Origin of the sequence: Shewanella zhangzhouensis, from assembly GCF_019457615.1 — a bacterium.
Taxonomy (GTDB): Bacteria; Pseudomonadota; Gammaproteobacteria; order Enterobacterales; family Shewanellaceae; genus Shewanella; species Shewanella zhangzhouensis.
Genome location: NZ_CP080414.1, coordinates 1522725 through 1537297, shown reverse-complemented (window position 1 = coordinate 1537297; position 14573 = coordinate 1522725). Strand labels below are relative to the sequence as shown.

At 55.4% G+C, this 14573-nt stretch carries 7 protein-coding genes; all 7 read left to right on the top strand.

Going from position 1 to position 14573, the window contains the following annotated elements; genetic code table 11:
• Positions 1-8: 8 nt before the first annotated feature.
• The 7 genes from K0H63_RS06575 (at position 9) to K0H63_RS06545 (ending at position 14279) form a co-directional block, all read left to right on the top strand.
• Entirely contained in the window at positions 9-2105 is a 2097-nt protein-coding gene (locus K0H63_RS06575) for an MtrB/PioB family decaheme-associated outer membrane protein (protein ID WP_220067252.1), read from the top strand.
• A gap of 26 nt (positions 2106-2131) precedes the next feature.
• Positions 2132-4051: an OmcA/MtrC family decaheme c-type cytochrome gene (locus K0H63_RS06570; protein ID WP_220067251.1), complete on the top strand. Its 1920-nt coding sequence runs from the start codon at positions 2132-2134 to the stop codon at positions 4049-4051.
• A 94-nt stretch (positions 4052-4145) separates the two neighbouring features.
• Positions 4146-6329 carry an OmcA/MtrC family decaheme c-type cytochrome gene (locus tag K0H63_RS06565; RefSeq protein ID WP_220067250.1) on the top strand — a complete coding sequence of 728 codons (2184 nt, stop codon included), beginning with the start codon at positions 4146-4148 and terminating at the stop codon, positions 6327-6329.
• Between the two features lie 327 nt (positions 6330-6656).
• On the top strand, positions 6657-8846 hold the full coding sequence (locus K0H63_RS06560) for an OmcA/MtrC family decaheme c-type cytochrome (RefSeq protein WP_220067249.1): 2190 nt from the start codon (positions 6657-6659) through the stop codon (positions 8844-8846).
• A 319-nt stretch (positions 8847-9165) separates the two neighbouring features.
• Entirely contained in the window at positions 9166-11136 is a 1971-nt protein-coding gene (locus tag K0H63_RS06555) for an OmcA/MtrC family decaheme c-type cytochrome (RefSeq protein ID WP_220067248.1), read from the top strand.
• A 128-nt stretch (positions 11137-11264) separates the two neighbouring features.
• On the top strand, positions 11265-12185 hold the full coding sequence (locus K0H63_RS06550) for a DmsE family decaheme c-type cytochrome (RefSeq protein ID WP_258405526.1): 921 nt from the start codon (positions 11265-11267) through the stop codon (positions 12183-12185).
• A 12-nt stretch (positions 12186-12197) separates the two neighbouring features.
• On the top strand, positions 12198-14279 hold the full coding sequence (locus tag K0H63_RS06545) for an MtrB/PioB family decaheme-associated outer membrane protein (protein WP_220067246.1): 2082 nt from the start codon (positions 12198-12200) through the stop codon (positions 14277-14279).
• Positions 14280-14573 lie beyond the last annotated feature (294 nt).

Genomic DNA, 14573 nt, shown 5'->3' with positions numbered 1-14573 from the left:
AGACTCAAATGAAACCCCATTTCTCCCCCACGCTGAGCCTGATTGCATCCGCCATACTCCTGGGGCTGTCCGGACAGGCCATGGCGGGTTACGGGCTGAAAGACGCCAACCGCACCTCAGTGAAGAAAGACGCCTGGGTTTGCAAAGGATGTGAAAGCAAATCTGAATCCACCTCAGCCATCACCGCCGGCATCGCCTGGCAGGACGGCGAAGACAGCCACTTTGCAAACACCACAGGCACAGACGCCGATGGTGCCACTGGCTATGTCAGTGCTGACATTCAACACCGCGGCGACAAGGATTACCGACTCGACTTCCAGGCCGACAAGCTGGGATTTGATGCATCCAGCGCCAGGCTCGCCATCAGAAAGCCCGGCCACTATCAGTTTTATCTCGACTATCGCGCACTTGCCCGATACGACACCAATCAAGGGGTAACGCCATACAGTGCCGAAGGTGACCTGCTGGAATTGCCGGATAACTGGCAAACCGCCGGCACCACCGCAGGCATGACAGGATTGCAGGATGCAACTGCCGTGAAACTGGAGAAAAAACGTCAGCGCTTTGAACTTGGCGGCGCCGTTACCGGTGACAGTTTTACCAGTGAACTCAACTTTCGGCACGAAACCCGCGAAGGCGCCCAGCGAAGCAGCGTTAACCTGCTGACCAACGCTGCCATGGTTGCCAAACCCATAGACGACAGCACAGACACCCTCGATGCCAAGGTATATTGGCGCGGTGACAGGTTTTTGGGTGGCATCAACGGCCAATTCAGCAAATACAGTAACGATCATCAGCGTCTTGCATTCGACAATGCCTTCTACCCAACCTTTGGTGCAGCCTATAACGGGCAAATGGCGGTTGATCCTGATAATCAGGCTTTTAGCCTGGGAACCGACCTGCAGTTTTTTGAAGGGGCGCAGCAGGCCATTATGCGGGCGCGCTTTAGCCGCCTGACCCAGGATGAGCCGCTGCTGAATGCCACAGTAACCGGCCCATCGCCTGCATTGCCCGTCATTAGCCCGGATACTCAGGTGGACCTGATGGAGCTGGGGCTCGCCTACAGCAACAGACTTAGCCGGGAATTTTCGGTGCGCGCCTCATATGATTTTCGCGACCGCGACAATAAAACCCCGGAGTACCTTTACCCTCTGGTCACAACCGACAGCATCTATCGTGGTGAGTACTACAACAAAGGCTACGACAGGACCCGCCAGCTGCTGAAACTGGGCGCAAAATACCGTTTCAGCCGCCAATGGGACCTGGACACCCTCTACCGTTACGACCACAACAGTTACAGCGAACTGAGCCGGGATTCAGTATTCGAAAACCACTTTGAGGCCACTGTCAGAGGGCAGATTATGGCAGGCTGGCGCGTCAGCCTGAAAGGCGAAGTCAGCGCACGCCGTGGCGACAGCTACCAGACCAGCAGCAACACCCAGGCACAGAATCAAAGCGCCATGCGCCAGTATTTTCTTGCCGACAGAGACAAGCGCGAAATCCGCTTGATGACAGACCATTACTTCGCGGATTTATCACTGCAATTCAATGTCCACTCGGGCAATGAAGATTTCAGTGAAAGTGAGCTTGGCCTCGGCGAAGTGCAGTACACAGGTTTTGGCATGAATGCCGGATATCCCTTGACTGAACACCTGCTATTGAACGGATTTTTGGGCATGGACTGGCGTGATACCACTCAGTTTGGCAGCAACTCTGGCGTCAGTCGCTGGACTGGTGAAAGCCGGGATGAGCACACATCCGCCAGCCTTGGGCTGAAATGGCAAAACCTCATGGACAACAAACTCAGCCTCGGGCTCGACTATGGGTACAGCGATGGCAGCAGCGACACCGAAGTCAGCCTGGGTCTGTCAAATATCTACGGTCCCTACAGCGCCACCCGCCATAACGTCAGTGCTTATGCCAATTACCAGCTCAGCGATGCCATGTCGCTTCGTCTCGATTGGCTCTATGAGAACTACAGCGACATGGACTGGGGCAACGAAGGTCTCACACCGGCCAGCATACCCAACCTGATCCTGCTTGGCTCACTGGGCCACGATTATCAGGCGCACTATCTCGGATTCAGTTTCAGTTATCAGTGGTAACAGGCACGCAAGGAAGGAACGCAACCATGAGTATTAGCAAAAGAATAAGCATCAAACGCCTTTGCCGCCTGACACTGGCGGGAGCAACCCTGCTGGCACTGGCCGCCTGTGGCGGCAGTGATGGCGATCCCGGGAAACCCGGCGATCCGGGCGGCGAACCGGCCATGACGATTCAAAGCCTGCATGTGGAGTTTATGGATGTCGGCTTCACCGATGGCATTGCCTCGGTAAAATATCGGGTAACCAACCAGGATGATGAGGTGGTGGTGGGCATACCATCCGCTACCTTTATCGCAGCCCAGTTGGTACCAGAAGGCTTCACCGGCGCAGGCAATGCCAGCACCTGGCAATACTTCGGCTCTGAAAACTGTGCCTCCACCTGCCCCGGCAGTTATACCGACCTGAAAACCGGTATTTACACCTACAGTTTCAGCGCCCCCTTTGAAGGCATGAATGGTCAAAGCCTGATAGAGGGTGCCACCCAGCGTTTGGTGATCAAGCTTGGGGGCGATAGCCTGCCCGACGGCACACCGCTGCCCATTACCAATGCCCACAAAGACTGGCAAAGCGCTGGCGAGCCCGCCTATACCCGTAATATTGTCAGTATCGATACCTGTAACAGTTGTCACAGCAATCTGGCCTTCCATGGCAGCAGATACAATCAGGTCGAAACCTGTGTTACCTGCCATAACGCCACCCGGGTATCCAACCCCGCGAATGTGTTCGCGCCCATGGTTCACAGCAAACACCTGGCAGGGTTTCCCCAGCCGCTGGCCGATTGCGAGACATGTCATAAGCCCGATGAGGCGCTCGCCGACAATCAGAATTGGCACAAAATCCCCACCATGGAGGCCTGTGGCAGCTGTCATACCAACATTAACTTCCCCGCTGGTGAAGGCCACCCTGCCCAGCCAACCAACGCCAATTGTGTAGCCTGTCACAATGCCGACTGGACTGCAGAGGTGCACTCCGATAAAGCAGCCGACGATGCACTGGCCGCCTTTGAGGTACAGCTAACATCAGCCAGCATGGCCGCTGGCACTGTCACGGTGGGCGTAAAACTCGTCAATCCGCAAAGTGGTGAAGTATACGGCGCCGCCGATAGCCTGGATTTCGTGTCGGATTTGCGGGTATACGCCAACTGGGGCGGCAGCATGGATTACACCACCCGCAGCGCCCGCTCAATACGGCTGCAAAGCACAGCGGCTGTGGCCTCTGAAAATGGGGTGAACAGCTATCAAATCACCGGATTGACGGTCCCAGCCGGCACTGAAGCGGACACCGGCACCCTTGCCGTTCAGGGGCGCATTTGCGCCGCCGATGGCAAACTGGTTGCCTGTGGTGACGGCGTAGATGTGCTGGTCATCAAATCGTCGCACCGCTTCTTTGATTCGTCCATGCTGACCACCGCTGGACGTCGCACCGTAGTGACCAATGAAACCTGTGGTAATTGCCATGGCGATCAGAAGCTTAACTTCCATGGCGCCCGCAACGATTTGGAAGGCCAATGCCAGCTGTGCCACAACCACAATATGCAGGCAGATGCTACTGCCGCCAATCCTGCCCATACAACGGCTGATTTCAAGCAGCTCATTCATGCGCTGCACAGGGGCAAGTTTGAAGGCTTCGAGACCCTCAACTATCCCGGCAACATTGGCAACTGCGCCCAGTGCCACACCAACAACACCGATGGTGTACTCAGCGTAGCGCTGCCGCTCTCCACAGCGGTGCAGCCTATGGCGCTCAGCGATGGCAGCTTTACCAGCCCCACCGCTGCCATTTGCAGTAACTGCCACGAGTCCGACAGCGCCAAAAACCACATGACCCAACAGGGTGGCGTGTTTGCCGGAACCAAGGCCGATGCCACCGCGGGCACTGAAAGCTGCAACACCTGTCACAGCCAGGGTGGCATGGCCGATGTGCTTAAGGTTCACCCAATTCATTGATGATTAAAAAGCCGCCCAGAGTGGGCGGCGATAATTAGGGGGCCAGCTGTCATCGGCCCCATTCGTGCAATAAACGCAATGCAGGGATACAAAGATGAACTTCCAAAGACAGGTGTACAGGACTACCCGCCTGGCATTGGCCGCCCTGATATCGCTGACACTATTTGCCTGTGGCAGCGACGGTGAGGACGGTAAAGATGGCGAGGACGGCGTTGTTGGCGTCAATATTGATTCTACCGCCACGCTTAAGGTGAACTTCACCGATGCCAGGGTCGAAGATGGCAAAGTCACTGCCGACTTTATGCTGACTAACGCCAATGGCGTTGCTGTGCTTGGGTTAACCAAGACGCATGACCTCCGACTTGGTATCGCTCAGTTAACGCAGGTCACCCAGACCATAGGGACGGGAGACGACGCCAGAGAAGCGGACCTGGGTTATCAGTGGCAGGCGTATATCAATAGTCTTCGCCAGCCGGGTACTGTGCCGGAGGGTGTGGATGGCCTTACTCCGTCCCCCCAATATCAGGCAGGCGTGGAAGCCGCCAACGGGTGTGACACCTGCTTGGTTGACCATGGCGATGGCAGCTACAGCTACAGTTTTCAGGTGAATATCGCCCAGGTCACAGAGCCATTGGCGGTAGTTTACAACGCGGATGCCACCCAAAGGATCACCATGGAGCTGAGGCTGCCTCAGGTGGTTGCAAACGGTCATTTCGATTGGCAGCCATCCACTGGCAACACTGAGGGTATCCAAACCCGAAACGTGGTCACCATCAACGCCTGTTATACCTGTCACCAACCTGACAGCCTCAAGCTGCACGGAGGAAGAAGGATTGACATTGAGAACTGTGTGGCTTGCCATACGGCGACCTCCGGGGATCCTGAATCAGGCAACAGTGTGGAATTCACTTATCTTATCCACGCCATCCACCGTGGTGCCGAGCGTCATACCTTTGATGCCGATGGCAATCAGGTAGATGCCCCTTACAAAATTGTTGGATTCGGCGGCAGTGTGCATGACTATGGTCTGGTGCACTTCCCGAGGAAACCCGCCTCTGACTGCAGTGTGTGTCACCAGGAAGGTCAAGGGGCACCGGCCGATGCTGCTCTCTTTAAAGCCGAAAAGAGCAACACCGCCTGCGTGGCCTGTCACTCCGAAAAACCCTCTGCCCACCATGCCAGCACTGACTGTATGGCGTGCCACAATACCGACAACACCTACCATGGTACCGGCAGCCCCACCAAACGCCATGGCGATGTGATGAAGGCATACACCCTGGCAAGCGAACTGAGCGTCAAAGTTCTCGATGTCAGTGCCAATGCGGGCAAAATGACCTTTAAGGTGCAGGTGCTGGACAAAAACGGCGCCCCAATGGATCAGACCTTTATCGACCAAGGCAGCCGCATGGTCGTCGCCTGGGATGTTGAGAAAGACTATCCCGCCTACAATGACGCCTCCTACAGCAATCGTCGCATCCGCCTGCGCGAGGGCACCTACGATGCCACTGAAAAGAGCTACACCTTGACGCCAAATGTGGCCCTGCCCGCTACGCCGGACGGAAAGAGCTTCGAGATCTGGTCAACATTGGAAGCCTGTTTTAACAACGGGGGTTATGGGGTCGACGATATCCAACTCACCGATTGCAGCACCGATGGCGTAAGAACTGTGGCCATCAAAGAAAGCCCATATCGCTTTGTCTGGGGAAATAATGGCATCGACAGCTCGCAGCAAGCGGCTATGCGCCGAGCCATTATCGACACTGCCAAGTGTCAGGCGTGCCATGGTCAGGAAATTCACCACTATGATAATGGCGTGAATTGTCAGACCTGCCATACCTCAGATAAGACCCTGAGCAACAGTTCGACTTATCCGGGTGGCCGCATACCCACCAGCTTTGCCTGGAAGGCACACGAGCGCGAAGGGCACTTCCTCAAATATGGTGGGCTGCAATCGGGAACCGTACTCAAGACAGATTGCGCCACCTGCCACACAGAGGCTGGCAACAACGTTACCGGTATCACCCTTGGCCGCGCTCCAGACCGGGTGTGGCGGTATGGCGATACCCAAAACAACGGCGCCGACATCTGGGTATCTTCCGATGCGGGCAGTTGCCTGAGCTGTCACCAGCAGTACTTAAGTGATGCCGCCAAGTCACACATCACGGCCAATGGCGGTATTCTGGATGGTATGAGTGAGGCCGATGTCCGCAATCGTGCCAAAGAGGCCTGTTCTACCTGCCATACACCGACACAACTGATGGAAGTGCACGGCAACTGAGGTGTTTCAGCAGCTTGAATACCTTTAAATGGTAAACACTCAAAAGGGAGGCAATAGCCTCCCTTTTTATTGTGTCTTTTTGTAATCCGCACTCGGTAAATCCGCTTTTATTGATCAAGATTATGTTTTGCTCCGACGCCCAATCTACCCCTAAAGAAATAGTCCGATCTCAATCACATAACCCGGCGAAAGTGACTGATTATTCTGCATCACTTGGTTAGCCTTAACCTTGGAAACATAAATCCACCCATTCGCTGTGGTTAATGAGATTTGTTTTGATTAACCGCAAGTTAATGGCGATGACAAATACACTTGCAGGGAAATATTATGATGAAACGGTTCAACTTCAATGCCGCGACAAAAGCGATATTGGGTGCCGGATTACTGTCTTTAACGCTCGTCGGTTGCGGCAGCGACGGCAAAGATGGTGAAGACGGCAAAGATGGTGTCATTGGCGTCAGCATTGACAAAACATCGACCCTCAAAGCCACCTTTACCAATGCCAGCATCGATGCCGGTGTACTGAACGTTGACTTCACCCTGGAAAACGCCAACGGCGTCGCCGTGTTGGGGCTGACCAAGGATCACGATCTGCGTTTTGGTATTGCCCAGCTCACCGAAGTGACAGAAACAGTGGGTGAAGGCGACCAGGCCACCGAAGCCAATCGCGGCTACCAGTGGCAGGCCTACATCAACGGCAAAAAAGAGCCCAATCCAGCCTGGGTGCCCGAGGGCGATGCCGACATCAACCCCTCAGCTCAGTATCAGGCCAACGTAGAAGCCGCCAATAAGTGCGATACCTGCCTGGTTGACCATGGTGACGGCAGCTACAGCTACACTTTCCAGATTAATATCGCCAACGTTACCGAGCCACTGCCGGTCGTGTTTGACGCCAATAACACCCAAAGGGCTACCCTGGAGCTGGAATTGCCCCAGGTCACCGCCAACGCCCACTATGACTGGCAGCCTGCCTCCGGCAAAACCGAAGGCATTCAAACCCGCGATGTGGTCAGTATTGAGACCTGTTACACCTGTCACCAGCCCGAGAGCCTCAAGCTCCACGGTGGCCGTCGTATCGACCTTGAAAACTGTGCGTCCTGCCACACTGCCACCTCCGGCGATCCTGAGTCAGGCAACAGCGTCGACTTTACCTACATGATCCACGCCATCCACAAAGGCGAACATCGCATGACCTACTCTCCTACCGAGGAGAAAATGGTACAGGCGCCTTACAAGGTGATTGGGTATGGTGGCGGTGTGCATGACTACAGCAAGGTCATGTACCCGCAGGGACCGGCCGCTGACTGCGCTGCCTGTCACGTCGAAGGCGCTGGCGCCCCGGCCAATGCGGATCTCTTTAAAGCCAACCTCAGTAATACAGCTTGTATTGCCTGTCACAGCGAACTGCCATCGGACACTCACTACAAGTACGGTGCGGGCACCGACTGTATGAGCTGTCACATCGAAGATGGTTACTCACGCAGCGGCGCCGAAGCCCACGGTGATGTGCTCAAGGCTTACGACACCACCAAGGACATGTCGGTCAAGTTCAGCAACATCGGCGTTGATATCAACGGTAAATTCACCTTCAAGGTGCAGGTGCTGGATAAAGACGGCAACGCTGTTGGCACCGAGTTCCTCGACACCAGCAGCCGCGTGGTCATGGCCTGGGACAGTGATAAAGACTTCCCCGGTTACTATGAGGGTTCTTACGGCAACCGTCGTATCGCTTTGAAAGAAGGCACTTACGATGCCACTGACAAGAGCTACACCCTGACAGCCAGCAAGATTGACCTGCCTGCGGACGCCAACGGCAAGACCTTCGAGCTGTGGTCAACATTGAAGGTGTGCTTCAACAACGGCGGTTACGGTCGTCCTGACGTGGTGATGACCGACTGTGCCACCGACGGCGTGCGTAAGATTGAAGTGAAGGAAGCACCATACCACTTCGTCTGGAAAGACGCAGGGGTGGATGATACCGCCAAACCTGCAATGCGCCGCGAAATAGTGGACGCCAACAAGTGTCAGGGTTGCCACAATCAGGAATACCATCACTACAGTAACGGTGTGAACTGTCAGACCTGCCACACCTCTGACAAGACCACCTCCAATGACAGCAGCTACCCCGGTGGCAAGAAGCCAACCAGCTTCGCCTATAAGGCTCACGGCGCCGCAGGTCACTACCTCAAGTATGCCGGTGCCCAGACTGGTACTGTGCTCAAGACCGACTGCAGCACCTGTCACACCGACAAGGGTATCAACCTGGGCCGAGCTCCAGAGCGTGTATGGCGCTATGGCGACAAAGACAACGGCGGCGTGGATATCTGGGTATCTTCCGATGCCGGTGCCTGCATGAGCTGTCACCAGAAGTACATGGGTGATGCGGCCAAGTCTCACATCGAAACCAACGGCGGTATTGTCGATGGTACCAGTGCTGAAGACGTGCGTAACCGTGCCAAGGAAAGCTGCTCTACCTGCCACACCCCAGAACAGATCCGTGGTTTGCACAACAAATAAGGCTTAGCCTTAATGTCGAAAAAAAGGGGGAGCTTGAGCTCCCCCCTTTTTGATGCAAGTTGATGCAAATTGTGCAATAAAATCACGCATTTTTTGATCTGAAACAGCTTTATTTCCCCGCCGCCCATACCCCTTTTGAAATAGCCGGATCCAGTTCACACATTGGACATGCCGGGACAGCTTTTCTACCCCCTATGAGGTAAATTTTCCCTGGGGAATGCTATTTCCAACATTGACTTAGATGGCCAACCCACTAGACGGCACCCCAGATGGTAAGCCGCCCGGTCACAGAGCAATGTCAACCTATGCAGGGAACACCATGATGAACACACAAAAAACCAAAATCGCACTGCTGATAGCAGCCAGCGCCCTGGGCTTAACCGCCTGTGGTGGCAGTGATGGCAGCGACGGCAACCCAGGTAACCCAGGCGGCGAGCCAGCAGGTGCCATTGCCGAACTTCATTTCACCTTCAACGATACCCGCATTAACGAGGGTATCACCAAGGTCGAATTCACCGTGACCAACGAAGAAGACAAACCCGTTGTTGGTCTGCAAAAAATGCGCTTCTATGCCGAGCAGTTGCTGCCTGAAGGTGCAACCGGCGCCGGTAACAGCTCCCAGTGGGAATACCTGCTGGACGAAACCTGTGACCTGCCTGCCGGCAAGTGTCCTGGCACTTTCGTGGACCACAAAAATGGTCGCTACAGCTATACCTTCGGTGCCAACCTGGCCGACTCTACCCGCTCAGAATACAAAGCCGAGCTGGCACAGCGCCTGGCAATCCGCAATTACAACGTGCCCCTGCCGGATGGCACCACAGTGCCAGGCACCACTGCTCTGGTCGACTTTATGGGCGATACCGGAGCTGAAGCCTTCTACAGCCGCAAAATCGTTGTCAGCGAGAGCTGTAACGCCTGTCACGGCGACGTACAGGAAGCTGGCCACATGACCGGTGATGTGAACTTCTGTGCCAGCTGCCACACCCCTGGCCGCGTGAGTGAAGGCAAAGAATTCAACGTCTTCATCCACGACATCCACTTCGACCTGGATGACGCCGACAACAAGATTAAACCTGCCTTTGGCGTTGCGGCACTGGAAAACTGCCAGAGCTGCCACGTTGAAACCGAAGTTGCCCCTGATTGGGCCAACTGGACCCGTATCCCTACCGCCCAAAGCTGTGGCAGCTGCCACACCAACATCGACTTTGCGGCCGGGAAAGGCCACTCCATGCAGGCCGATAACAGCAACTGCGTAGCCTGTCACAACAGCGACTGGACTGCAGAGCTGCACACCGCCCAGGGCAAGGCTGCAAAAGAGCTGGTCGCCAAGCTTGGCATGAGCACCACACTGGTGGGTAATGAGGACAATAGTGCCACTCTGACTCTGGTGATTACCGATGCCGCCGGTAACGCGGTGGATGCCAACAGCCTGATGAGCAAAATCCAGCGCATTGAAACCATCACCAACGTGGGCCCCAACTTCCCCATCATGGGCTACAACCCAAGCCCAGGAAATGGTCTGCATAAAGTGACCAAAGACTTGGTGAAGTCAGGCGCATTGCAAGCCGATGTGACTGTGGTTGACGGCAAGCTGGTATACACCACCCCCGCCCTGCCTTTCGGCGCCGGCGATACCAATACTGCCTTTACCTTCGTTGGTCTGGAAATGTGTGTCAGCGGCACCGAGTTTGTTGACTGTGCCCAAGGCGTTGCCACCCAGTCCATGAAAGCTCAGCTGGCCCACGGCACCAAAGCCGGCGAGACGGCAAACTTCCGCCATATCGACTCGGTGAACTTTGCCAGCTGTCAGGGTTGTCACGGTGAAACCTTCGACATTCACAAGGGCTACCATGCCGGCTTCATCATGAGCGAGCAGCTGGGCCGCGATGTGGATGGCAAACTGACAGTGGGTGTCGATGCCTGTGTGGCTTGTCACACCCCTGACGGTACTTACGCCGGTGGCGCCAATAAAGGTGCGTTCGAGATGAAGCTGCACGTGGTGCACGGTGAAGAAGGCGTCTTTAACGACTGCCGTCAGTGTCACAACGACTTCAATCTGGACGCCTTCAAGGTCAAGGGTGCGCTGGCAACCTCTGCCGGTAAATACACCACGCCCATCACGGCCACCTGTACCTCTTGCCACGCGCCTGAGAGCATTGGCCACGGTCTGACCAACATGGGTGCCATCGTCGACGGTGACTACGTGGAAGCCAATCAGGCGGCGCAGCAGGAAACCTGTTTCTTCTGTCACCAGCCAACCGTGACCGACCACACTGTGGTGAAAATGTAATTGACCGTATCCCGGGGAGAGTCTGCTCTCCCCTTCCCCTCTGGAGACTGGTCAAATAAGGAAACGAGATGATGAAAACACTAACCCTCAGCGCCATCCTTGGCTCGCTGCTTGTCTCGGGGTTGCTGATGCACAGCCCCGCACAGGCCGCAAAATGGGACGCCAAGATGACCCCCGACGAGGTTGAGGCCACACTGGACAAGAAGTTCGCCGAAGGCGACTACTCGCCCAAAGGGGCTGATTCCTGTTTGATGTGCCACAAGAAGTCTGAAAAAGTCATGGATCTCTTCAAGGGTGTCCATGGTGCAACCGACTCAAGCAAGAGCCCCATGGCCGGGCTGCAGTGCGAGTCCTGCCACGGCCCCATGGGCAAACACAACAAGGGTGGCAACGAGCCGATGATCACCTTCGGCAAGGATTCCACCCTAAGCGCCGAGAAGCAAAACAGCGTGTGTATGTCCTGTCACCAGGATGACAAGCGCATGGCCTGGAACGGTGGTCACCACGACAACGCCGATGTGGCCTGCGCCTCATGCCACAGTGTGCACACTGCCAAAGACCCTGTGCTGTCCAAGAGCACAGAGATGGAAGTCTGCACCAGCTGTCACACCAAGCAAAAGACTGAGTTGAACAAGCGCTCCAGCCATCCGCTCAAATGGGCTCAAATGGTGTGCAGCGACTGCCACAACCCCCATGGCAGCCTGGGCGATGCCGCACTGGTGAAACCGTCGGTAAACGAAACCTGCTATGCCTGTCACACGGAGAAGCGGGGCCCAAAACTGTGGGAGCATGCGCCCGTCACTGAGAATTGTGCCGCTTGCCACAATCCCCACGGCAGTGTGAATGACGCCATGCTCAAAGCCCGTGCCCCCATGCTGTGTCAGGAATGTCACGCCAGCGATGGCCACGCCAGCCGCGCCAATCTGGGCAACACCGGCTTTGGCAGCGAAGTGGGCGATAACGCCTTCACCGGCGGCAGAAGCTGCCTGAATTGTCACAGCCAGGTGCATGGTTCCAATCATCCATCCGGCAAGCTGCTGCAACGTTAAGGAGGCGCCATCATGAGATTTCAACTCAATATGATCACCCTGGCGCTGCTTGCGGCCTCGGCTCCGGCACTGGCCGGTGGCTACAGCCTGAACAATGCCAACACCGACAAGGTAAAATTCGATGCCTGGGCCTGTAAGGGCTGTACGCTGGAAACGGGCACTCAGGGTAACATCGGCGTAGGCGTCGGCTATCAGGACACAGACGATGTTCGCTCCGCCAACAGCTTTGGCAGCGACGAAGAAGTGCCTTACAAACTCGATGCGGACGTGCGCCACGTCACTGAGTCAGGCTATCGCACCGAGTTCAATGCCGAGAACCTTGGCATGGATAACGCCAGTGCCAACCTGAAAACCGGTCGCCCCGGCAGCTACAACCTGAGTCTGGACTATCGCAGCATCAAGACTTACGAGTCTGATACCCTGGTCAGCCCATTTGAGGGCATTGGCTCGGGTAGCCTTACCCTGCCCCGAGACTGGGTTTACTCAGGCTCCAGTGACGGTATGAGCGGCCTTGCTTCGGCCAATCCCTTTGAAATGTCACTCAAGCGCGAGCGGGCGGGTCTGGGCTTTGAATATCAGAGCGAGTCAGCTTTTGCCACCTATGTGCACTATCAGCGGGAAGAAAAGACGGGGCTGAAAACCGCCTCCGGCAGTTTCTTCAACCAGTCCATCATGCTGCCAGAGCCTGTGGATTACACCACGGATACAGTGGAAGCCGGTGTAAAGCTTAAAGGCGATAATGGCTTCCTGGCGCTGGTGTACAACGGCAGCCGTTTCTCCAATGGCTACAGTGAGCTGAGTTTTGATAATCCCTTCCACCCCACCTTTGGTGCGGCCAGAAGTGGTGCCATGGCGTTGGACCCTGATAATCAGGCCCACACAGTGTCACTGCAAGGTCTCTACAACGATGGAAAGAGTCAGCTTACCGGACGCCTGATGGCAGGCCAGATGAGCCAGGATGAGCCACTGGTCACCACGGGCTATGGTTATGCCCTGCCCGTTGAAGCACTGGATGCCAAAGTGGACATCATTGGCATGACCCTGAAAGCGTCCAGCCGCGTCAACAAGGACCTGCGCCTGTCAGGCAGTTACGATTACAGTGACCGTGACAACAAGACTCAGGTTGAAGAGTGGACCCAAATCAGCATCAACAATGTGTCCGGCAAGGTGGCGTACAACACCCCCTATGACCATACCAGCCACAGATTCAAGGCCGGTGCCGATTACCGTATCAGCCGCGGCATAAAGCTGGATGGCGGTGTGGATCACAGGGTCGATGAGCGTAACTACCAGGACAGAGAAACCACGGAAGAAACCACTGGCTGGGCAAGACTGCGCCTGGGTAACTTCGAACACTGGGATTTCTCACTCAAAGGCAGTTACGGCAGCCGCGGTGGCAGTGAATACCAGGCGAGCGAATGGACCTCGTCGGAAAACAATGCCCTGCTGCGCAAGTACTATCTGGCCGATCGCAATCGCACTCAGGCTGAGATGCGCGTGTCCCACACACCGCTCGATACCCTGAGTCTCGATTTCGGAGTGCGTTATGCCCTCGATGATTACGATGCGACACAGATTGGCCTGACCGAATCCAAAGACCTGGGTTACGATGCCAGCCTCAGTTGGCAGCTTACCGAACGTCTGCTTTTGAGCGGTTTTTACACCCACCAAACCATTGACTCGGCCCAGGCTGGCAGCAGCAACTTTGCCACCGCCAACTGGTTCTCCGATATCGAAGACAAGGTGGATGTGTACGGTCTGGGTCTCGCCTACAACCAATTGATGGATGGCAGGCTGAAACTCGGTGCCGATTACAGCTTCTCGGATTCACAGAGTACAACTCAGGTACGTCAGGGGATCACCGGCGACTACGGCGATTATTTTGCCAAGGTGCACAATCTGAACCTGTACGCTCAATTCCAGGCCAGTGAGCGCATGGCCGTGCGTCTGGACTACCGCATGGAAAACTACCGTGACAACGATGAAGCCCGGGATATTGCCGTGGATGGCATCTGGAATCTGGTGAGTTTTGGTCCCATGAACCATGACTACAATGCCCACCTGATCATGCTGAGCATGAGTTATCGTCTCTAACACCTCCCCCCGAAAAAGCCCGCTGCTGCGGGCTTTTTTATTGGTCAAATCCCCCTTTCCCACCTTCTGGCGTCTATGGGTTTCAGCAAGCCAGATCTGCCGCATACCGGATTGGGGCATTTGTGGTGCCCGGATGCATTACAGAATGACAACCCATAAAAATAACCGTTTGACAGCGAATTACGCCATAAGCCATCAAAAAGACAAAAATACCTGTTGCATCGCTAAAGACAAAAGTCTTACACTGCCAACGCTACATTTTTATAACATATATAACAATCACAGTTACAAACC

Bases quoted from the DNA above. Each gene is read 5' to 3' on its own strand.
- K0H63_RS06560 (WP_220067249.1), top strand. From the start codon at position 6,657: ATGATGAAACGGTTCAACTTCAATGCCGCGACAAAAGCGATATTGGGT.
- K0H63_RS06545 (WP_220067246.1), top strand. From the start codon at position 12,198: ATGAGATTTCAACTCAATATGATCACCCTGGCGCTGCTTGCGGCCTCG.
- K0H63_RS06555 (WP_220067248.1), top strand. From the start codon at position 9,166: ATGATGAACACACAAAAAACCAAAATCGCACTGCTGATAGCAGCCAGC.
- K0H63_RS06575 (WP_220067252.1), top strand. From the start codon at position 9: ATGAAACCCCATTTCTCCCCCACGCTGAGCCTGATTGCATCCGCCATA.
- K0H63_RS06550 (WP_258405526.1), top strand. From the start codon at position 11,265: ATGCACAGCCCCGCACAGGCCGCAAAATGGGACGCCAAGATGACCCCC.
- K0H63_RS06565 (WP_220067250.1), top strand. From the start codon at position 4,146: ATGAACTTCCAAAGACAGGTGTACAGGACTACCCGCCTGGCATTGGCC.
- K0H63_RS06570 (WP_220067251.1), top strand. From the start codon at position 2,132: ATGAGTATTAGCAAAAGAATAAGCATCAAACGCCTTTGCCGCCTGACA.